This window comes from Reyranella massiliensis 521 (assembly GCF_000312425.1).
In the GTDB taxonomy this organism is placed as follows: domain Bacteria; phylum Pseudomonadota; class Alphaproteobacteria; order Reyranellales; family Reyranellaceae; genus Reyranella; species Reyranella massiliensis.
The window spans coordinates 812,099-829,697 of sequence record NZ_HE997181.1; the positions used below are offsets into that span (position 1 = coordinate 812,099).

The following is a 17,599-nucleotide window of genomic DNA, read 5'->3' on the forward strand; positions in this document are numbered from 1 at the left end:
ATATTGACCCTCGAAACGGAGGCCCCCAATGGCCCAGCAAATCACCTATGACAAGGCCTACGATACTGTTGCACCGGAAGATTTTCCGGCGATGTTGCAGGTAGCACGCTACGGCCGGCGGACCGACGCCTTCGACGGTATCATTTCGGCCACCCATGACCATTTCTGGGACCCGCTGGACAAGAATTACATCGATTTCGACCAGCCTTTCGACATGGAAACGACGCCGATCGTGCCACAGGAAATGGTGGTCGAACTGCGCAGTGCCGTCGCCGACCGGCTGGACGAGCGGCAGAAGATCCAGCTGTCCAACGACGTCATGCACTGGTCGATCTCCAATCTCCTGCATGGCGAGCAGGGCGCTTTGTCGCTGTCGGCCAGCCTCTGCCACATCCTGCTTGACCCGGGTGCCCAGGAATATGCCGCCAACCAGGCCCGCGAGGAGGCCCGCCATGTCGCCGGTTTCACGCGCTACATCGCCTGCCGCTGGGGGGAGCCGCTGCCGGTCGGCAAGACCATCGCCACCGTCCTCGACGATCTGGTGAGCACGCAGGAAGTCTACAAGAAGATCGTCGGCATGCAGATGCTGATCGAAGGACTGGCGATGGGCTCGTTTGCGACGCTCAACGCCAAGACCAACGATCCCGTGCTGCGCCGGCTGGTCCAGCTCGTCATGAGCGACGAAGCCTTCCATCACCGCTTCGGCCGCCTGTGGGCCGCCAAGACGATCCGCCATCTCAGCCCCGACGAACACAAGAAGGTCGAGGACTGGTCGGCGCAGATCTTCCAGACGTTGCTGTTCAACTTGATCAACGCCGAGCAGAAGCAGGTGATCTACGCCAAGTACGGGCTCGACTGGCAGTGGGTGCGCGATGCGGTGAAGGAGACCTTTACCGACGACGATCGCCGCGACCAGCTCAAGGAGAGCACCAACATCTTCCGCGTCCTGATCAAGACTCTGCTGCATGCCGGCATCATCACCCAGCGCACCGCGCCGCTCTACGCGGTGTGGGTCGACATGAAGGAGCTCGAAGCCGAGGGCGATGGCATTCCCGGCGATGTCGTTGCCGAGGAAATGCTGGTCGTCCTGCGCGAGATCAATGCCAAGCGCAAACGCATCGTCAGCAAGGACGTCGCTGCCGCAGCAGCTTCCTAGCTCTTATGTTCCTCTCCCCCTGGGGGAGAGGTTAGGTGAGGGGGCGCTGCGAGAGCGGCGCAAATTGCCGTCCAAACACCTTCAGGGCTTTCGAGCACATCGTTTGCCCAGAAGCGCAAGACCCGCCAGCCCTGACGTTCCATGAACGCCGTCCGACGTGAATCTCGCTCGATTTGAAAAGCGTGATGCTCGCCGTCGATCTCAATAACGAGTTTCGCGGAGATGCAGGCGAAGTCGGCGAAGTAAGGTCCGATTGGATGTTGTCGCCGAAACTTGACGCCGCTCAGTCTGCGGTTGCGCAGCAGTTCCCAGCAGATTTTCTCCGGCTTGGTGCTGTCGCGGCGCAGTTCGCGTGCTCGTGCGATCTGGGCGTCCTTCATATCCCCTCACCCAACCTCTCCCCCTGCGGGGGAGAGGAGAATGAAGAGGGAATGTGCACTCATTTCAGCGCTTCTTCGCCAGCACAAAGGCGGAGAGGCCGGCGAGGCGATTGACCGGGAAGAGCGGCAGCTCCGCGGCGCAGAGGGCGGCGAGCAGGCCGTTGGTGAAGGCACCGTGCTTCTTGAGGCTGCTGCGGGGCTCGGTCGTGTTGCGGTCGGCCAGCCGGACGGCGGCGGCCAGCGGAAAGACCAGGCCGAAATAGTAAGCGCCCCGCACGATCTCCAGTCCGGCATCGCGCAGGACCGCCTCGATCTCGCGCAGGCGATACCGCCGCTTGTGCTCCAGGAAGACGTCGTGGCCGCTCCACAGGAAGGAGAAGGCCGGCACCGTCACCAGGAAGTGCGCGCCCACCGGAACCCTGTCGGCATAGTGTCGGACGAGGCTGCGATCGTCGTCGACATGTTCCAGCACGTCCATCATCAGGACGAGATCGCAGTCCGTCGGGCCGATATCGCGGCGATAGCGCACCGGCTTGCCGGCGGCACTGTCGTCGCGGTCGGCCGGATAGCCAATATCGACACAGAGCGCGCTCTCGGCCGCGGTTTCCGCGAGCAAATGGCGGGAGAAAAATCCCGATCCCGCTCCGACGTCGAGCAAGTGACGAGGCCGCAGGCCCGCCACGGCACGGCGCAGCGCCGCCGCCTTGGAGCTGTAGTACCAATGCCGGGCAATGTCTGCGCCGAGAATATCCTCTTCCTTGAGGTCCATGAGGTCAGGTCTCGACGGTCACGCTTGCGGCGGTTCGGACGTGCCGTCCTCGTAGACGCCTTCCACGACGTAGATCGGTCGGCCCTTCACTTCGAGGAAAAGGCGGCCGAGATATTCGCCGATGATGCCGAGCGAAAGAAGCTGAATGGCGCCCATGAGCAGGACCGCGATCAGCAACGAAGCATAGCCGGGCGTATCGATGCCGAAGATCAGCACGCGCGTCACGATGAAGAGGGCATAGAGGACGGCGATGGCTGCGATCACCACGCCGACATAAAACCAGGCGCGCAGCGGCGCGGTCGAGAAACTTACCACGCCGTCGAGGGCGAAGTTCCAGAGCCGCCAGAAGTTGAACTTGGTCATGCCGGCGGCGCGCTGCGGCCGCTCGTAGGGTACGCCGATGGAGTTGAAGCCCACCCAGGCAAACAGGCCCTTCATGAAACGATTGCGTTCGGGAAGCTGGCGCAGCACTTCGACGGCACGCCGGTCGACCAGCCGGAAGTCGCCGACATTGGGCGGGATGCGCACCGGCGACATGGAGTTGAACACACGATAGAACCAGTCGGCCGACATGCGTTTGGCGCGCGTATCCGTGAGCCGCGCGGTGCGCACGCCGTAGACGATGTCGTAACCCTCCCGCCAGCGCGCGATGAACGGCTGGATCAGGTCGGGAGGATCCTGCAGGTCGATGTCCATCGGGATCAGGATGTCGCCCTTGGCATGATCGATGCCCGCGGTGAGGGCGGCTTCCTTGCCGAAGTTGCGCGACAGATTGACGATGCGGATGCGACGGTCGTGGCGGCCCCTGTCGAACAGGCGCGCGAACGTTTCGTCCCGCGAACCGTCGTTGATGAAGACCAGTTCGAAGCGCAACGACACCTTCTCGAGCAGGGGGATCACCGTGTCGAGGAAGAGATCGATGGACTCTTCCTCGTTGAACACAGGCACGACCAGCGACAACAGCGGATCGACAGGCCGGTGTCTCCGTCGCACGGCAAGCTGATGCTCCAGCGCAGCATCCTTTGCCGTGGTGAAGGGGAAGGATTGCTCGGGCACCAAAGCCCTCAGATCACAGGCTCGACGGCGCCGCCGAGGTCCATGATGCCCAGCTCGACGATGAGTTGCGGCTGCCGCTTCTTCGCCTGGTCACGGAAGGCCCGGAGTGCCTGGGTGTGCATCTGGGTTTCGTAGGCCCGGTCGGTCTTGATGCGCTCGCCATAGGCGACGACGGCGGCGCCGCAGTCTCGATGTGTCATGCCGATCAGGCGCTTCACATTGTGTAACTGCACGGAGATGTCGAGGTTGGCCTCCCATGCCGCGCGCCATTCCTGGAAGACCGGCGCCACGGCGGCGATCGGCCCTCCGGCAATGTTGAACTGGCTGTAGGCGTTCTGCCAGCCGCGCGACGCCATATAGGCCCAGGTGTTCGTGGTGAAGCGCGGGTCGATGCACTTCATCAACATCGCCTCGTAGCCGGTATCCTCGACGGCATGAGCGGCCGGCACGGCAGCAGCCGCCGCAACGGCGGCGCCGAGACCGAGGCCGAACAGGCCGCGGCGGGACAGCGCCTGCAGGCAACCACAGCCGCCGTGATGGATGTGCATGTTCATTGGAAAGTTGCGCCCCCCTGCTGTGCCAGGCCGCCATTCTGGTCGGCGACCCACGTCGTTACCGAGCCATCTTCTTCACGCCGGGCCTGCACGCTGAACGCACCGCCCGCGAATACCGGCGACAGCGCGCGGAACTCAAAACGCCGGGCGATTCTAGCGGGGTTGGAGCGTCGCGCCAGTTCCATCTGGAGCAGGCCCATCAGGGGACCATGAACGATCAAGCCGGGATAGCCTTCCGTGCCGGTAACGTAGGGTTGGTCGTAGTGGATGCGATGGCCGTTGAAGGTGAGGGCGGAAAAGCGGAACAGCAGGACCGGATCAGCCCCGATGGACTTGCTCCAGGTCGGATTGGTCGGAGCCGGCTTCGGTGGCTTCGGCTTTTCGCCGGGTCTGGCAGCCTCGCGGTAGACGATGTCGTGTTCCTCGACCAATGACACGCCACGCGGTCCCGAGATCGTGTGCTGCACGGTGACGAAAACCATCGCTCCGGTCGAGCCGATCTTGGGTTCGACGGATTTGATCGTGGAGCGCCGTTCGATCGTCTCGCCGATGCGGACTGGCTCGCCGTCGAAGGTGAAGCGGCTGCCCGCCCACATGCGGCGGGGCAGCGGCACCGGCGGCAGGAAGTCGCCGCGCTCGGCGTGGCCGTCCGGCCCGATCTTGGATTGCGGCGCGATCTCCAGGAAATAGAGCCAGTGCCAGAGAGGCGGCAGAGGATCGCCATTTCGGGGATCGGGATCGCCCTCGTCGAGGGTGGCAGCCAGCGCACGGACCGGGAAAGGAGCTGCAAGATCCTCCACGGACTGCGTCCTGCCGATCCATTCCTTGAGCTTTTCCAGGGACATAACGGTCGATCCTCCTCGCGAGGCGCGACTTTGCCACCGCCAGCACAGGGTGGAAAGACGGGCGCGTGGTCGCTATAAACCCGCGCGAAGAGTTAACTGGAGCGGCCGATGACCACGTTCGACGAACGCGAAAAATCCTTCGAAAAGAAGTTCGAGCTCGACCAGGAACTGCAATTCAAGGTCAAGGCCCGCCGCAACAAGCTGCTCGGCCTGTGGGCCGCCGGCCTGCTGGGCAAGACGGGCGCTGACGCCGAGGCGTATGCTAAGGAAGTGGTCCTGGCCGACTTCGAGAAGCCGGGCGACTCCGACGTCGTGCACAAGATCATGAAGGATCTCGCCGCCGTCGGTAAGCCGACCGAGGATCACACGATCCTCAAGCAGGCCGAGCGGCTGCTGGTCGATGCCAAGAAGCAGATCATGGCGGACTCCCACTGACCTACGGGCAGTGGAAGCGCGTCTTCAACCGAAGACGCGCTTGAAGATCGTATCGACCTGCTTGGTGTGATAGCTCATGTCGAACAGCGCCGTGAGCTCGTCGTCTGCCAGGAATTCGCCGATTTCCTTGTCGGCGCGGCAGAGCGCCAGCAGTGAGGCGTTGCCTCTCCAGGCGTCCATCGCATTGCGCTGTACGGCAGCGTAGGAAGCCTCGCGGCTCATGCCTTTCTGCGTCAGCGCCAGCAGGATGCGCTGGGAGAAGACCAGCCCGCCCAACGAGTCGAGATTGGCCTGCATGCGGTCCTTGTAGACCACGAGCTGCTCGACGACGCCGGCGATGCGGTTAAGCGCAAAATCGAGCGTGCCGGTGGCGTCGGGCGCGATATAGCGCTCGGCCGAGGAGTGCGAGATGTCGCGCTCGTGCCAGAGCGTGACGTTCTCCAGCGCCGGGATCACGGCGCTGCGCACGACGCGGGCGAGGCCCGTGACGTTCTCGGTCAGCACTGGATTGCGCTTGTGCGGCATCGACGAGGAGCCCTTCTGGCCCTCGGAGAAGAACTCCTCGGCCTCGCGGACCTCGGTGCGCTGCAGATGGCGGATCTCGGTCGCGAGGTTCTCGATTGACGAGGCAACGACCGCCAGCGCCGCGAAAAACGCGGCATGCCGGTCGCGCGGGATTACCTGCGTCGAGACCGGCTCGACCGTGAGGCCGAGCTTTTTGGCGACATGCTCTTCGATGCGCGGATCGACGTTGGCGAAGGTGCCAACGGGGCCCGAGATGGCACAGGTCGCGATCTCGGCGCGCGCCGCCACGAGCCGGGCGCGATTGCGGTCGAAAGCGGCATAGTGGCCCGCGAGCTTGACACCGAAGGTGGTGGGCTCGGCGTGGATGCCGTGGCTGCGGCCGATGGTGAGCGTATCCTTGTGCTCTAAGGCGCGCTTCTTCAGCGCCCCCAGCAGCCGGTCGGTATCGGCCAGCAGGATGTCGGCAGCCTGCGTGAGCTGCACGGCGAACGAGGTGTCGAGCACATCCGACGAGGTCATCCCCTGGTGGACGAAGCGCGACTCCGGGCCGATGAACTCGCCCAGCCAGGTCAGGAAGGCGATGACGTCGTGCTTTGTGACCCGCTCAATGGCGTCGATCTTTTCGACGTTGCCGGCAGGATCGGCCTGCAGCGCCGCCATGGCCTTCTTGCCGCCGTCCCAGATCGCCTTGGCCGAGGCCTTGGGGATGATTCCCAGTTCCGCCATCGCGTCGCAGGCGTGCGCCTCGATCTCGAACCAGATGCGGAAGCGGTTCTCGGGGGCCCAGATGGCCGCCATCTGCGGCCGGGAATAACGCGGGATCATGGCCGGGTTTTTAGCGCCAATACCCCCGATACGCCATGTTAGAAGTGGCGCAGCTAGACACGCCGACTGCATACGCCTGGAACCAATGGAAACGCTGCAAAACTGCCCCCGTGACACCCTGATGGCCATCAAGGGCGTGCTCACCGACATCGACGAAACCCTCTCCACCGACGGCAAATTGACGGCCGAGGCCTACAGTGCGCTCGAGGCGCTAAAGAAGGCCGGCCTGCTGGTTATCCCCGTCACCGGCCGGCCCGCTGGCTGGTGCGATCTCATTGCCCGCTTCTGGCCGGTCGACGCCGTGGTGGGCGAGAACGGCGCCTTCTGGATGTGGCACGATCCTGCCGCCGGCAAGATGCGGACCCGCTTCATCCAGTCCGACGCGGAGCGGGCTGAAGGCCGCCGCCGTCTGGAGGCCGTGCGTGCAGAGGTGCTGCGCGAGGTGCCCGGCACGGGGATCGCCTCGGACCAGCCCTATCGCGCCGCCGACCTGGCGGTGGATTTCTGCGAGGACGTGCCGCCACTGCCGGCCGCCGATATCCAGCGCATCGTGGCCATCTTCGAGAAGCACGGCGCCCACGCCAAGGTGAGCTCGATCCATGTCAACGGATGGTTCGGCGATTACGACAAGCTGACGACCAGCCGCACCATGATGTCGGAGCTTTTCGGGGTCGATATCGCCGCGGAGCGCACACGCTACGTCTTCGCAGGCGATTCGCCCAACGACGCGCCGATGTTCGGCTATTTTCCCAATGCCGTGGGCGTGGCCAATGTCCGCGACTTCGCCGACCGTCTCGAACACAAGCCGCGCTGGATCGCTTCGGCGCGGTCGGGTGCAGGCTTCGTGGAGCTCGCAAACGCGCTGATCGCCGCCCGACGCTAGCGCGTGGGTGGCGTTGGTGGGGCCACCAGCAGCGAGCCGTAGTGGGTGATGCTGTCGGCCTGGCTCCACACGCCCATGGCGCCGCTCTGGACAAGGCCGCGATCGGTCGCCGTGAAGAGCGGCTTGCCGTCCAGTGCCACTTCGAAGCGGTCGTTGACGGCAATCACGCGCAGCGAATGCCATTCGCCCAGGGCGATCGGCACCTCCTTGCCGGCGATCTGACTGCGCTTGCCCCGTTCCACGCGATAGAGGCGCACGGAGTTGTCGCGTGCATCGGCTCGGACGAGCAGATAGTCGTTGGCGCTCTGCGCCCGGAAAGCGAACCCCCCAACTTGTGCACGCGTGCCCGAGACCGGCTTGAAGCGCAGCGTGGCGTCGAAATCGCGCGCGACGGTCTGTTCGGAAATGCAGAGCGGGAAGCGCAGGTCCGTTGCGTCGGCGGCCGTTTCTGTAAGGGCCCAGCCATCGGGTCCGTCCTTGTCCTGGACGGCCTGCCAAACCGGAGGACGGCCGATCCCCGTCATGCCCTGGGTGCAGCCGACACGACCGTCCGGCGTCGTGAGCGGCACCACGAGCTGAGCGGCGGCCGGCGTGGCAAGGAGGAGCGGTAGGAGAAAAAGAACGATACGCATGCCGGCAGCCTAGCAAAAAAATGCGTCGTGCTTGACCGGCCGTTCGGGAGGGAGGAGTTTACGCCGCGACCATATTTCGGACGAATTTGTCAGGGGGAACAGCATGCGTTTGTGCACTATCCAGAGCGGCGGTAAGGCCGTCGTGGGCGTGAAGACAGACAACGGCAAGATCATCGATCTCAGCAAGCAGATGCCGCGCGGGCCGAAGTCGGTCGTCGAGATCCTCGCGGGTGGCAGGAAGCTGCAGCAGGCCGTGCTCAAGGCATGCGCCAAGCCCAAGGCGGGCGCGACGGTCTCGGAGAAGTCGGCGAAGTACCTGCCGCCGGTTCCCAATCCCGGCAAGATCCTCTGCATCGGCCTGAATTACCGCAAGCACGCCGAGGAGACCGGCAGTGCGATCCCGGACTATCCGCTGGTGTTCACACGCTTCAACAACACGCTGGTGCCGCATAACGGCAAGCTTCTGCGCCCCAGCCATTCCAAGCAGTTCGACTGGGAAGCCGAGCTCGCCGTCATCATCGGCAAGAAGTGTCGCAACGTGCCGAAGGCGAAGGCCCTCGGCGTGATCGCGGGCTACGCCTGCTTCAACGATGGCTCGCTGCGCGATTGGCAGCGCAAGTCGGGCGGCCAGTTCACCCTGGGCAAGGGATTCGACGGTACCGGTGGTTTCGGCCCCGACATCGTCACCTCCGACGAGCTGCCGCCGGGCGGTTCGCCGCTCCGCATCATGACCCGCGTCAACGGCAAGACGATGCAGGACAGCAGCACCGACGATCTGATCTTCGACGTGCCGACCCTGGTGCATGAACTCAGCAAGGTCATGACCCTCGATCCGGGCGATGTCATCATCACCGGCACGCCGTCGGGCGTCGCGATGGCGCGCAAGCCGCCGAACTGGCTGAAGCCAGGCGATGTCTGCGAGATCGAGATCGAGAAGATCGGCGTGCTGCGCAACCCGGTCGTTCAAGGCGCCTAATCGGATTGGCCCGGAGCGCGCCATGTCGATGGCGCTCTCCGGGTTCAACTGAACTACCGCCGCGGCAGCCTGTGCAGGCCGCCCAGCATCAGGCGGGTGGCGAAGTCGGTCGCGGCCTCCGGGTCGACGGGGTCGCGGGTGACCATCACCATCGAAATTTCAAAGGCCACGCCTGCCATCGACGCCCCGAGATAGGACACATCGACATTGGGCAGGACGCCCGAGGCGATCGCGGTGCGGATGTCGTCGTTCAGGGCCTTGGCGAGCGCGCGCACATCCGGCTTGTCGAGCAGCGTGCGCACGGCGGTGAAGCTCGAACGGGCCAGCGCCAGTAGCTCGGGATCTTCGGCCAGGAAATTGAAGTAAGCCGAATAGTGCTGATGGAGGAACTCCTCGGCTGTCGCGGCACGGGCGCGGCCCTGATTGTGGCGCTGCAGCAGGACGCCGGTGAGTTCGCCCACCACGGCTTCGAAAATCTCGTCCTTGTCCTTGAAGTAGTTGTAGAAGGTGCCGGATGCGAGATCGGTGCGCCGCACGATGTCGCGTACGCTCGCCGCGCCAAAGCCCATCTCCGCGAAGACTGCGCGGGCAGCCTTCAGCAGGGCGGTGCGGTTCTCTGCCTTGTTCTGTTCGCGCCGGCCGGATCGTTCGGTCCGCGAGTCCGGGGCTGCAGTCTCTTCAACCATTCTGGAGTCCTGTCATCGTCCCAACTGCGCGAGTTCGTGGCGCAGACCTGCCACCATATCGTCCATCGCCCGGGCGGCGGCCTGCAGCGCTCCACGCATGCCGACAAAGCCGTGGATCAGCGTATCGAATTCGCGATGAATGGTCTTCACGCCGGCTGCGGAGAGCCGCTTGGCATAGGCCTGGCCCTCGTCGCGCAACGGGTCGAAACCCGCTGTAAAGACCAGTGCCGGCGCCACGCCTGCGAGATCGGCAGCCCGAAGCGGCGAAGCGCGCGGATCGTCGACCTCGGCCGGCGTGTTGAGGTACTGGCCGCGAAACCAGTCCATATCAGCTTGGGTCAGCAGGAAGCCTTCGCCGCAGCTCTTGTGCGACGGCGTATCGCCACCGAGGTCGGTTGCCGGGTAGACCAGCCATTGCAGACAGGGTGGGCGAGGCTCGCCGCGGAGTTCCTGCGCTGCTACGGCAGCGATGGTGCCACCGGCAGAATCGCCCGCCAGCACGATGCGGTCGGGATCGAGGCCAAGACCGGCGGCTTCGGTCGCCAGCCAGCGAAAGGCTGCGATCCCATCGTCGATGGCCGCCGGAAACTTGTGCTCCGGCGCCAGCCGGTAATCGACCGACACGACGGCACAGCCCGACCGGGCGCAGAAGTAGCGGCAGGCGAGATCGTACCCTTCGAGACTGCCGATCGCCCAGCCGCCGCCGTGAAAGTAAAGAACGGTCGGCAGCAGGCGAGCCACCGAATGCGCTGGCCGGTAAATGCGAATTCGCAGGGAGCCTGCTGGGCCGGCCATCGTGCGATCGACGATCTCGCCGACTGGCGCCGGCCGACCGCCCAACAGCAGCATGAAAGCGTCGAACTGCTGCCGGGCCTCGACGACACCGAGCTGGTGCAGGGGCGGCTGACCGCTGCGGGCGAGGAGCTGCAGGAACCATTGCGTCCGGCCGTCGAGCGTGCGGCCATCGACGGCCGCCGGCGGCCCGGTGATGATATTCACCCAGGAAATCGGCATGCGCAGGGCCAAATTGGCAGCCTTGCCCTGCAGTTCTCGAGCGATCTCCTTCAGAACCATGGGATCGTTCCTACCACCGCGCCCCGCCGTTGTGGAGCCCGGCCGACCTCGGTAGCGTGAGAAATGGCCGGTAGAGAGGCGGACGACACCTATTCCGATGCGCTTCGCCGCGAAATTATGCGCAGCGAACAGCAGCGGATGCGGGTGATCGTGATCATCCTGGCGATGGTGCTCGTTGCGGTGATGCTCGTGCTGAACTTCATCCCGCAGATCGACGAGCGCCTGTTCGACAAGAAAGTACCGGGCTGGGTGCCGCTGGCCGGCATCGGGCCTTATCTTCTCTACGAGCTGGCCGCGCTCAGCCTCCTCCGATGGCGATCCGCCAAGGGTAAGGACTTTCCCCGCATCGCGCGCTTCGGTAACGCATTGATCGAGACGTCATTGCCGGCTTCGATCACCTACGTGCTGAGCGGCTACATGCAGCCGCAGCTCGTATTCGCCTTCTGGCCGCCGCTCCTGTTCTTCGTCTTCATCTTGCTGTCGACCCTGCGGCTCGATTTCTGGCTTTCGGTGTGGACGGGCACTGTCGCGGCGGCGCTGCAGATGGTGCTGGTGCTCGTGTTGCTGCCCGTGGACCCGACGGCCGCCGCCGACAACATGCCGCTGTTCTATATCGGTCGCAGCATGGTGCTGTTCGGCAGCGGCGTCGTTGCCGGGCTGGTCGCCGTGAGCCTGCGCCGCCAGTTCGAGAATTCCATTCTGGCGGGGGCGGCGCGCGACCGCGTGACCAACCTGTTCGGCCAGCATGTCTCGCCCTCCGTCGTCGAGCGTCTGCTTGCGACGCAAACCGAACCGCCGAGCGAGCTGCGCACCATCTGCGTGCTCTTCCTCGATATTCGTGGCTTCACGGCGATGACGCGGCAGCGGCCCGCGGCCGAGACCGTAGAGTTGCTCAATGCTTTCTTCGCCGAGATGATCGATGTCGTCGACCGGCACCACGGCATCATCAATAAATTTCTGGGCGACGGGTTTCTGGCGCTGTTCGGAGCGCCACTGGCTGACCCGTCGGCGGCGCAGAATGCATTGGGCGCGGCTCGGGCGATGATCGAAGCGGTCGAGGCGTGGAACAAGGAGCGGCCATCGCAGGCGCTGCGTGTCGGTATCGGCATCCATATGGGCGAGGCGGTGACCGGCGTCGTCGGATCGCCGCGGCGTAAAGAATATACGGTGATCGGCGATACGGTGAATCTCGCCGCCCGGCTCGAACAGCTTACCAAGGAGACAGGTTCGCAGGTGCTGGTGTCCAACTCGGTGCATGCGGCTGTTGCGGCCGACGGCGCGGTCGACCTGGGACCGCTGGCGATCCGTGGCTACGATGAGAAGGTACAGGTATGGCAGGTGATGTGAGCTGGTACTTCGCCTACGGCTCCAACATGGACGCCGACCGGCTCTTCGAGAAGCGCCTGCGGCCCGAAGGGGTGATGCCCGGCGAGCGCGTCGCCGGCCGGCTCGACGGCTGGCAACTCGCCTTCAACAAGGTCGCCCGCACTCCCGCGGGGGCCGGCGCCGGCAATATCGTCCTGCAAGCCGGCAGCTCGGTGCACGGCACGTTGAATGCGTTGCCGGCGAAGGGCTTCGATGTCCTGGATCGTTTCGAGGGCGTCGTCGGCGGTCACTACGAACGGCGCATAGTCCGTGTCGCGCGGCCGGACATCGGCATCGACGTCGAAGCCATCACCTATGTTGCGCTGAAGGTGGGCGAGGGGTTGCGTCCGACGCGCGAATACCTCGGCTTTCTGTTGGCTGGCCGCGACCTGCTGCCCGTCGACTATTGGGAGGCGTTACGCGTGACCTCGACGCTCGACTGACGTCAGCCACCCTGAAGGTGGCGACGCACGAAGCCCTTGAGATCCTCCATCGACTGCCGGGCCGCGGCATCGTTCGGTCCGCCGCTGACGCCCAGCGTGCGGCAGGCTGAAAGGGCCTGGGCCTGCGCGGCGGGGATGGGCTTGCCGTCGGCGCCGGTCGTCACGATCCCGCTTTTCCGTTCGACCCACGAACGGTCGGCCTGCTGCTGCACGACGCACTGGGAGTAATTCTCTCCGGTGGCGACAAAGTAGGGACGGCCGCCGTCGAAGCCGTGCGGTGCGTCCGGATAGACCTTCACGTCGATCCGTCCCCCGGCCGCGCGTATCGTCTCGGCATAGGTCTGGCAGGGTTCGGCCCCGACATAGGTATCCGCACCGCCGAGCAACATATAGATCGGCGCGCCCGTGGTCCGGGGCTTGTGGTACTGGACGGAGCAGGCCGGATAGAACGGTACATGCAGGGCATAGCGCAGGAATGCGGGAATGCCGGCAGCGGCGATGAGCTGTTCGTGCGACGCCATCAGGGCCGAGGTACCGCCCTTGGAAAATCCCATGATGCCGATATGCGCTCTGTCGATGCGGGCGATGTCGTTCAGCGCCTTCAGGGCCATGAGTGCGTCGAAGTTGAAGTCCTGGCCTGTAACGGCCGACTGATCCTGCACCGTCGACGTCACGCCGCGCGGCTTGAAGGAGTCGATCACCACGGCGGCGACGCCCATCGCCACCATCTCGCGCGCGAAACGCCCTTCGCGTTGGTCGCTGATGCCACCGCTGCCGTGATGGATCACCATCGCCGGCACCGGACCCGTCTGGGCTGGCCAATAGATCTCGGCCGTGATCTGAACTGGCTGGCCTTTCTGGCGGCTCTCGAAGGTGACGGTCTCGCGTTGCTGCGCCTGCGCACCGGCGCAGGCCAGCAGAGAGGCAGCTACCGCGAGCGCAGCCAGCTTCATTGGGCGGCGACGGCCTTTTCTTTCTTGGCGCCGGCCTTGTTGGTCATCGGGTCGAAGCCTTCGAGCTCCTTGACGTCTTCTTCGTGCCAGAAGTTGAGCTCGATCATCACGCCGTCGGGATCGTGCACGAAGACTTGCTGCAACGGCCGTGCCGGCACCTTCCTGACCTCGAAGGGCATATTGTCCTTCTTGATCTGGTCGAGGGTGCCACGGATGTCGGAGCAATTGATGGCGATATGGTCGATGGCGCCGCTGCCCTGATCGCTGCGTCCGGTCTCGGACACGATATGCAGGATCGCCTTGTCGCCGGCATACATCCAGGCGCCGGGGAACGGAAATGGCGGCCGGTCGCCGTTGGTTAGGCCGACGTAGCGCTCATAGAAGCGCACCGTGGCATCGAGGTCTTTGCAGAAGATGTTGTAGTGGTCGAGCGAGAGTGCGGGCATTGGTTTCTCCCAAAGCTTGCTGGGAAGAAGCTTACAACACTCCGGCTCAGCCGTGGCAGCAGGATTTCTCGGCCTTTTGCTCGTATTTGTCGTGGTGTTTGACCCAGTCGGAGAGATTTCCGCCGGGCGGCTCGTTGCGGCCCTTGGGTGTGATGTCGAGAAAGCCGTAGACCGTACCAGTATGTTCCGTGCCGCGGGCGAACACGGAGTAGGTATGGAAGATCCGGCCTGCGTCGTCCTTGGTGAAGACGCTGAAGCCCGGCAGTTCGTCGATCGCGTAATCTTGTTCCACGAAGTTGTAAAACACCTTGCCGCGCTTGCGGTCGGCCTCCGTAAAAGAGACGTTGTAGTCGAAGTTGAAATCCGAGCCGGCCGATGACACCCATTTGAAGTGCCAGCCCATGCGCTTGTGGAAGGGCGCGATCTTGGCGTAGGGCGCACGGGAGACGGCAATCAGCATCACGTCGTGATTGATCAGATGGACCAGCGAGCCGTCGGACTGATCGGCGCCGAACGAACAGCCGACACAGCCTTCCTCCCAGTCCGGACCGAACATGAAGTGCTTCACGATGAGCTGGCTGCGGCCCGCGAACAGGTCGGACAGCGTCTCCTTGCCGTCTGGCCCGTCGAATACATAGTTCTTCTCGACCTTGACCCAGGGCAGTTCCCGGCGCTGGCGGGCAATCTCATCCTGAGCCCGAAGATGGGCCTTTTCCTTTTCGAGCAGAACGCGACGGGCGGCAATCCATTCCTCGCGGGAGACGATCTTGTGCGTTTGCATGACGATCCCTCTCTAGAGCTGTTCGGAACGACAACGAATGTGATCGAAGGTGATGCCGAATACAGGTTCGCGCCGGAGGCGAACGTCATGCAAACACCTTCTCCAGATTATCGAGCGCTGCGCTCCAGCCGCGCCGATGATCGTCGCGCGCCGTCTCGCTGAAGAACTGCTCGTGAGTCAAAGTGAGGACCGTGCCGTCCGTGTCCGGCTTCAGGTCGACCGTCACCTGCGATTCTCGGTCGGGTGTGCTCTGCCAGGCCCAGGAGAAGACAAGCTTCTCGTCCGGCACTATTTCGCGATAGACCCCGCTCACGCTGTGATGCTCGCCGTTCGGCGTCCAGAACTGGACACGGAAACGGCCACCGACACGCAGGTCGGCTTCGGCGATGGGCGTCTTCTCATGGCCGGTGACGCCCCACCAGCGGATCATTTTTTCCGGCTGCGTCCAGGCTTCGTAGACTTTTTGCGGCGGGGCCTTGAGGCGTCGCTTGAGGGCGAGGCTGGGCTTGCTGGCCATGGATCTTCCTCCAGAAAGGCGGCGAGGCGGTCGAGCTGCTGCGTCCAGTAGCGCTCGTAGTGGGCGAGCCAGTTCATCGCTTGCTCCATGGGCTCTGCCTTGAGCTGGCAGGTGACGGTGCGCCCTGTTTTGGAGCGCACGATCAGGCCGGCATCGGAGAGCACGTCGAGGTGCTTCATGATGGCGGGCAGAGATACCGGGAAGGGGCGCGCCAGTTCACTGACGCTGATTCCATTCTCTTCATCGAGACGAGCGAGCAGCGCACGGCGTGTCGGGTCGGCCAGCGCGGCGAAGGTGCGGTCGAGGACGGTGGCTTGATAGTTAACCATAGGGTTAAGTGTTAGTGCGCAGGACGCTGCCTGTCAAGAGTAGCTCGAGCCAATCCATCGGCAGGCGGCCGGCTCAAGTCCGGCGCCGAAGGCATGCCCTATGTCGATTTCGCCAAGCGCTAGTGGTTCATGCTCTTCGAAGAACGCACCTGCCTGTGCCCAGGTCATCCCAGCTTCTTGATCAGCTCCTGGGCGGCGGCCGGGTTGCGCACCTTGGCACCGGAGATGAAGTAGACGAAGGCGTCGCCCTTCTTTGCCCAGGCCTTGCTGCGCTTGGCCCACTTGTCGAGGTCGGCCGGCTTGTAGCCTGTCTTCACCTTCTCCTCGCTGCCCATCAGGCGTGCGTAGGTGAAGTCGGCCGTCGGCTCATCGATCTCAGGAAAGTCCTTGTCGTGGGCATAGACGATGGCAGCGTTGTACTTGCGCGCCAGGTCGTAGAAGCGCTTGTCCTTGAAGCTGTCGTGCCGCACTTCCAGGGCATGGCGCAGTGGCAGTTTGCCCACTTCCCGCGGCAGCAGCTTGAGGAAGGCCTCGAAGTCTTCAGGATCGAATTTCTTGGTGCCCATGAACTGCCAGTTGATGGGTCCCAGCCGGTCTTTCAGCTCTACCAACCCCTGCGTGACGAAGCGCTGTACCGATTCGCCGGCTTCGGCCAGCACACGACGGTTGGTGCAGAAGCGCGACGCCTTGACGGCAAAGACGAAGCCATCGGGCGTTTCCTCGCGCCACTTGGCCCAGCTCGCGGGCTTGAAGCTCGAATAGTAGGTACCGTTGATCTCGATCGAGGTGAGCTTGCGGCTGGCATATTCCAGCTCGCGCTTCTGCGTCAGCCCTTCTGGATAGAAGGGGCCGCGCCAAGGCTCGAAGGTCCAACCGCCGATGCCGACATAGATTTTACCACTCATGGCGTCGAGTATATCGCAATCGACGGCGAGGGCAGCCCTGTCAGGCGATCTCCAGCACGATCTTGCCCAGCCCCTGTCCCGTCAGGGCGAACTCCATCGCCGGTGCGAACTCTTCGAGCGGGAAGGAGCGACCCACAGCGGGCACGAGGCGACCGTCGGCGACCCAAGAGAGCAGCTCGGCGACATGGGCATTGGCCTTCTTCTCCTCGAACAACCCGAACTGGCGCACGTCGACGCCGACCAGCGCCGCGCCCTTCATCAGCGTGAGATTGGATTTGAGAGCGGGGATCGGGCCGCCGACAAAGCCCACGACGAGGTGACGTCCGCCCCAGACCAGGGACCGGAATGCCGGCTCGAAAAGCGGGCCGCAGACCGGATCGAAAACCACGTCAGGTCCCTTGCCACCACAGGCGGCCTTCAGCCGGTCGCGCCAGCCTTCCGGCGCCGTGTCGATCACATCGTCGGCGCCCTGGGCGCGGGCGAAGGCGCGCTTTTCCTCGGTCGACGCGGCTGCGATCACTTCCGCGCCCATCGCCTTGCCCACCTGGATGGCGGCTATACCAACGCCGCCAGCCGCGCCCAGCACGAGCAACCGCTCGCCTGCGGCCAGGACGCCACGATCGCGCAGGCCGTGCAGGGCCGTGAGGTAATTGACCCGGAAGCCCGATGCCTGAGCAAAGCTCATCCGTTCGGGGATCTTCACCGTGTCGGCAGCCAGCGCGAGCGCAAATTGCGCGAAGCCACCGCGGACGGACGCCATGACCCTGTCGCCCGGCGCAAGGCCGTCGACGCCTGCGCCCACGGCCTCCACCCAGCCGCCGACTTCCCTGCCCGGCGTGTGCGGCAGGGGCGGCTTCACCTGGTAGCGGCCCAGAGCGACCAATGCGTCGACATAGCCGACACCGCAGGCCTCCACCTTGATAAGGACCTCACCCGGTCCCGGCTTCGGCGTTTCGCCTTCCAACAGGCGATAGTCGGCGATCGAGTCGAGTGTCGAGGCCTGGACGAACTTCATGCGGCGTCTCCCGAAAGCTACTTGCTGGACCTGTATAGCCGCAGAAGGG

22 protein-coding genes are annotated in these 17,599 nt (G+C 64.3%); 6 read left to right on the forward strand and 16 right to left on the reverse strand.

Features of this window, described 5'->3' with window-relative positions:
• Positions 1-28: 28 nt before the first annotated feature.
• A complete protein-coding gene (locus tag BN60_RS03925) occupies positions 29-1,156 on the forward strand; it encodes a ferritin-like domain-containing protein (protein ID WP_020694689.1) in 1,128 nt (375 codons plus the stop codon).
• Here the strand turns inward: BN60_RS03925 and BN60_RS03930 are convergent.
• The 5 genes from BN60_RS03930 to BN60_RS03950 form a co-directional block, all read right to left on the reverse strand.
• Positions 1,153-1,536, reverse strand: coding sequence for an endonuclease domain-containing protein (locus BN60_RS03930; protein WP_020694690.1), 384 nt, complete (start codon positions 1,534-1,536; stop codon positions 1,153-1,155). The genes BN60_RS03925 and BN60_RS03930 overlap by 4 nt on opposite strands.
• A 64-nt stretch (positions 1,537-1,600) precedes the next feature.
• Positions 1,601-2,305: a methyltransferase domain-containing protein gene (locus BN60_RS03935; RefSeq protein ID WP_020694691.1), complete on the reverse strand. Its 705-nt coding sequence runs from the start codon at positions 2,303-2,305 to the stop codon at positions 1,601-1,603.
• Positions 2,306-2,323: 18 nt separating this feature from the next.
• Positions 2,324-3,361: a glycosyltransferase family 2 protein gene (locus tag BN60_RS03940; protein ID WP_020694692.1), complete on the reverse strand. Its 1,038-nt coding sequence runs from the start codon at positions 3,359-3,361 to the stop codon at positions 2,324-2,326.
• A gap of 8 nt (positions 3,362-3,369) precedes the next feature.
• Entirely contained in the window at positions 3,370-3,915 is a 546-nt protein-coding gene (locus BN60_RS03945) for a hypothetical protein (protein ID WP_020694693.1), read from the reverse strand.
• Positions 3,912-4,760: an HTD2 family dehydratase gene (locus tag BN60_RS03950; RefSeq protein WP_020694694.1), complete on the reverse strand. Its 849-nt coding sequence runs from the start codon at positions 4,758-4,760 to the stop codon at positions 3,912-3,914. Before BN60_RS03950 ends, BN60_RS03945 begins: the two co-directional genes overlap by 4 nt.
• Before the next feature lie 108 nt (positions 4,761-4,868).
• Between BN60_RS03950 and BN60_RS03955 the strand changes: the two genes are divergently transcribed.
• Positions 4,869-5,195, forward strand: coding sequence for a DUF1476 domain-containing protein (locus BN60_RS03955; RefSeq protein WP_020694695.1), 327 nt, complete (start codon positions 4,869-4,871; stop codon positions 5,193-5,195).
• 24 nt (positions 5,196-5,219) lie between these two features.
• Here BN60_RS03955 and purB read toward each other — a convergent pair whose 3' ends face one another.
• Entirely contained in the window at positions 5,220-6,545 is a 1,326-nt protein-coding gene (purB, locus tag BN60_RS03960) for an adenylosuccinate lyase (RefSeq protein WP_020694696.1), read from the reverse strand.
• Between the two features lie 85 nt (positions 6,546-6,630).
• On the opposite strand from purB, the gene BN60_RS03965 reads away from it, so the two are divergent.
• Positions 6,631-7,428: an HAD-IIB family hydrolase gene (locus BN60_RS03965; RefSeq protein ID WP_043283616.1), complete on the forward strand. Its 798-nt coding sequence runs from the start codon at positions 6,631-6,633 to the stop codon at positions 7,426-7,428.
• Here the strand turns inward: BN60_RS03965 and BN60_RS03970 are convergent.
• Positions 7,425-8,060 (reverse strand): LamG domain-containing protein, encoded by a 636-nt coding sequence (locus tag BN60_RS03970; protein ID WP_020694698.1) that lies wholly within the window; start codon positions 8,058-8,060, stop codon positions 7,425-7,427. The genes BN60_RS03965 and BN60_RS03970 overlap by 4 nt on opposite strands.
• Positions 8,061-8,163: 103 nt before the next feature.
• Here BN60_RS03970 and BN60_RS03975 point away from each other — a divergent pair, with 103 nt between their 5' ends.
• Positions 8,164-9,036 (forward strand): fumarylacetoacetate hydrolase family protein, encoded by an 873-nt coding sequence (locus tag BN60_RS03975; RefSeq protein WP_020694699.1) that lies wholly within the window; start codon positions 8,164-8,166, stop codon positions 9,034-9,036.
• A gap of 53 nt (positions 9,037-9,089) precedes the next feature.
• Here the strand turns inward: BN60_RS03975 and BN60_RS03980 are convergent, their stop codons facing one another.
• Positions 9,090-9,722, reverse strand: a complete 633-nt coding sequence (locus tag BN60_RS03980) for a TetR/AcrR family transcriptional regulator (protein ID WP_020694700.1) — start codon at positions 9,720-9,722, stop codon at positions 9,090-9,092.
• A 12-nt stretch (positions 9,723-9,734) separates the two neighbouring features.
• Positions 9,735-10,796, reverse strand: coding sequence for an alpha/beta hydrolase (locus tag BN60_RS03985; RefSeq protein ID WP_020694701.1), 1,062 nt, complete (start codon positions 10,794-10,796; stop codon positions 9,735-9,737).
• Positions 10,797-10,859: 63 nt separating this feature from the next.
• Between BN60_RS03985 and BN60_RS03990 the strand changes: the two genes are divergently transcribed.
• Together BN60_RS03990 and BN60_RS03995 are read left to right on the forward strand one after the other, a co-directional pair.
• Positions 10,860-12,143, forward strand: coding sequence for an adenylate/guanylate cyclase domain-containing protein (locus tag BN60_RS03990; protein WP_020694702.1), 1,284 nt, complete (start codon positions 10,860-10,862; stop codon positions 12,141-12,143).
• Entirely contained in the window at positions 12,128-12,604 is a 477-nt protein-coding gene (locus BN60_RS03995) for a gamma-glutamylcyclotransferase family protein (protein WP_043284748.1), read from the forward strand. Before BN60_RS03990 ends, BN60_RS03995 begins: the two co-directional genes overlap by 16 nt.
• Positions 12,605-12,606: 2 nt before the next feature.
• Here BN60_RS03995 and BN60_RS04000 read toward each other — a convergent pair whose 3' ends face one another.
• The 7 genes from BN60_RS04000 to BN60_RS04030 form a co-directional block, all read right to left on the reverse strand.
• A complete protein-coding gene (locus BN60_RS04000; RefSeq protein WP_020694704.1) occupies positions 12,607-13,557 on the reverse strand; it encodes a dienelactone hydrolase family protein in 951 nt (316 codons plus the stop codon).
• Positions 13,554-14,003, reverse strand: coding sequence for a VOC family protein (locus tag BN60_RS04005; protein WP_020694705.1), 450 nt, complete (start codon positions 14,001-14,003; stop codon positions 13,554-13,556). Before BN60_RS04005 ends, BN60_RS04000 begins: the two co-directional genes overlap by 4 nt.
• A gap of 46 nt (positions 14,004-14,049) precedes the next feature.
• The gene (locus BN60_RS04010; RefSeq protein ID WP_020694706.1) at positions 14,050-14,784 is read right to left on the reverse strand and encodes a DUF899 domain-containing protein; all 735 of its coding nucleotides are present in this window, start codon (positions 14,782-14,784) and stop codon (positions 14,050-14,052) included.
• An 85-nt stretch (positions 14,785-14,869) separates the two neighbouring features.
• The gene (locus tag BN60_RS04015) at positions 14,870-15,301 is read right to left on the reverse strand and encodes an SRPBCC family protein (protein WP_020694707.1); all 432 of its coding nucleotides are present in this window, start codon (positions 15,299-15,301) and stop codon (positions 14,870-14,872) included.
• Complete coding sequence (locus BN60_RS29445) at positions 15,211-15,630, reverse strand: ArsR/SmtB family transcription factor (RefSeq protein ID WP_083855946.1); 420 nt, start codon at positions 15,628-15,630, stop codon at positions 15,211-15,213. Before BN60_RS29445 ends, BN60_RS04015 begins: the two co-directional genes overlap by 91 nt.
• 164 nt (positions 15,631-15,794) lie before the next feature.
• On the reverse strand, positions 15,795-16,535 hold the full coding sequence (locus BN60_RS04025; protein ID WP_020694709.1) for a DUF72 domain-containing protein: 741 nt from the start codon (positions 16,533-16,535) through the stop codon (positions 15,795-15,797).
• Positions 16,536-16,575: 40 nt separating this feature from the next.
• Complete coding sequence (locus BN60_RS04030; protein ID WP_020694710.1) at positions 16,576-17,550, reverse strand: NADPH:quinone oxidoreductase family protein; 975 nt, start codon at positions 17,548-17,550, stop codon at positions 16,576-16,578.
• Positions 17,551-17,599 lie beyond the last annotated feature (49 nt).

Excerpts from the sequence above, each read along its gene's own strand:
- BN60_RS03925 (WP_020694689.1), top strand. The coding sequence starts at position 29 with ATGGCCCAGCAAATCACCTATGACAAGGCCTACGATACTGTTGCACCG.
- BN60_RS03950 (WP_020694694.1), bottom strand. The coding sequence starts at position 4,760 with ATGTCCCTGGAAAAGCTCAAGGAATGGATCGGCAGGACGCAGTCCGTG.
- BN60_RS04030 (WP_020694710.1), bottom strand. The coding sequence starts at position 17,550 with ATGAAGTTCGTCCAGGCCTCGACACTCGACTCGATCGCCGACTATCGC.
- BN60_RS03980 (WP_020694700.1), bottom strand. The coding sequence starts at position 9,722 with ATGGTTGAAGAGACTGCAGCCCCGGACTCGCGGACCGAACGATCCGGC.
- BN60_RS04010 (WP_020694706.1), bottom strand. The coding sequence starts at position 14,784 with ATGCAAACGCACAAGATCGTCTCCCGCGAGGAATGGATTGCCGCCCGT.
- BN60_RS03985 (WP_020694701.1), bottom strand. The coding sequence starts at position 10,796 with ATGGTTCTGAAGGAGATCGCTCGAGAACTGCAGGGCAAGGCTGCCAAT.
- BN60_RS03930 (WP_020694690.1), bottom strand. The coding sequence starts at position 1,536 with ATGAAGGACGCCCAGATCGCACGAGCACGCGAACTGCGCCGCGACAGC.
- BN60_RS04005 (WP_020694705.1), bottom strand. The coding sequence starts at position 14,003 with ATGCCCGCACTCTCGCTCGACCACTACAACATCTTCTGCAAAGACCTC.
- BN60_RS03970 (WP_020694698.1), bottom strand. The coding sequence starts at position 8,060 with ATGCGTATCGTTCTTTTTCTCCTACCGCTCCTCCTTGCCACGCCGGCC.
- purB (WP_020694696.1), bottom strand. The coding sequence starts at position 6,545 with ATGATCCCGCGTTATTCCCGGCCGCAGATGGCGGCCATCTGGGCCCCC.
- BN60_RS03965 (WP_043283616.1), top strand. The coding sequence starts at position 6,631 with ATGGAAACGCTGCAAAACTGCCCCCGTGACACCCTGATGGCCATCAAG.
- BN60_RS04025 (WP_020694709.1), bottom strand. The coding sequence starts at position 16,535 with ATGAGTGGTAAAATCTATGTCGGCATCGGCGGTTGGACCTTCGAGCCT.
- BN60_RS04000 (WP_020694704.1), bottom strand. The coding sequence starts at position 13,557 with ATGAAGCTGGCTGCGCTCGCGGTAGCTGCCTCTCTGCTGGCCTGCGCC.
- BN60_RS03995 (WP_043284748.1), top strand. The coding sequence starts at position 12,128 with ATGGCAGGTGATGTGAGCTGGTACTTCGCCTACGGCTCCAACATGGAC.
- BN60_RS03990 (WP_020694702.1), top strand. The coding sequence starts at position 10,860 with ATGGCCGGTAGAGAGGCGGACGACACCTATTCCGATGCGCTTCGCCGC.
- BN60_RS04015 (WP_020694707.1), bottom strand. The coding sequence starts at position 15,301 with ATGGCCAGCAAGCCCAGCCTCGCCCTCAAGCGACGCCTCAAGGCCCCG.
- BN60_RS03945 (WP_020694693.1), bottom strand. The coding sequence starts at position 3,915 with ATGAACATGCACATCCATCACGGCGGCTGTGGTTGCCTGCAGGCGCTG.
- BN60_RS03935 (WP_020694691.1), bottom strand. The coding sequence starts at position 2,305 with ATGGACCTCAAGGAAGAGGATATTCTCGGCGCAGACATTGCCCGGCAT.
- BN60_RS03955 (WP_020694695.1), top strand. The coding sequence starts at position 4,869 with ATGACCACGTTCGACGAACGCGAAAAATCCTTCGAAAAGAAGTTCGAG.
- BN60_RS03975 (WP_020694699.1), top strand. The coding sequence starts at position 8,164 with ATGCGTTTGTGCACTATCCAGAGCGGCGGTAAGGCCGTCGTGGGCGTG.
- BN60_RS29445 (WP_083855946.1), bottom strand. The coding sequence starts at position 15,630 with ATGGTTAACTATCAAGCCACCGTCCTCGACCGCACCTTCGCCGCGCTG.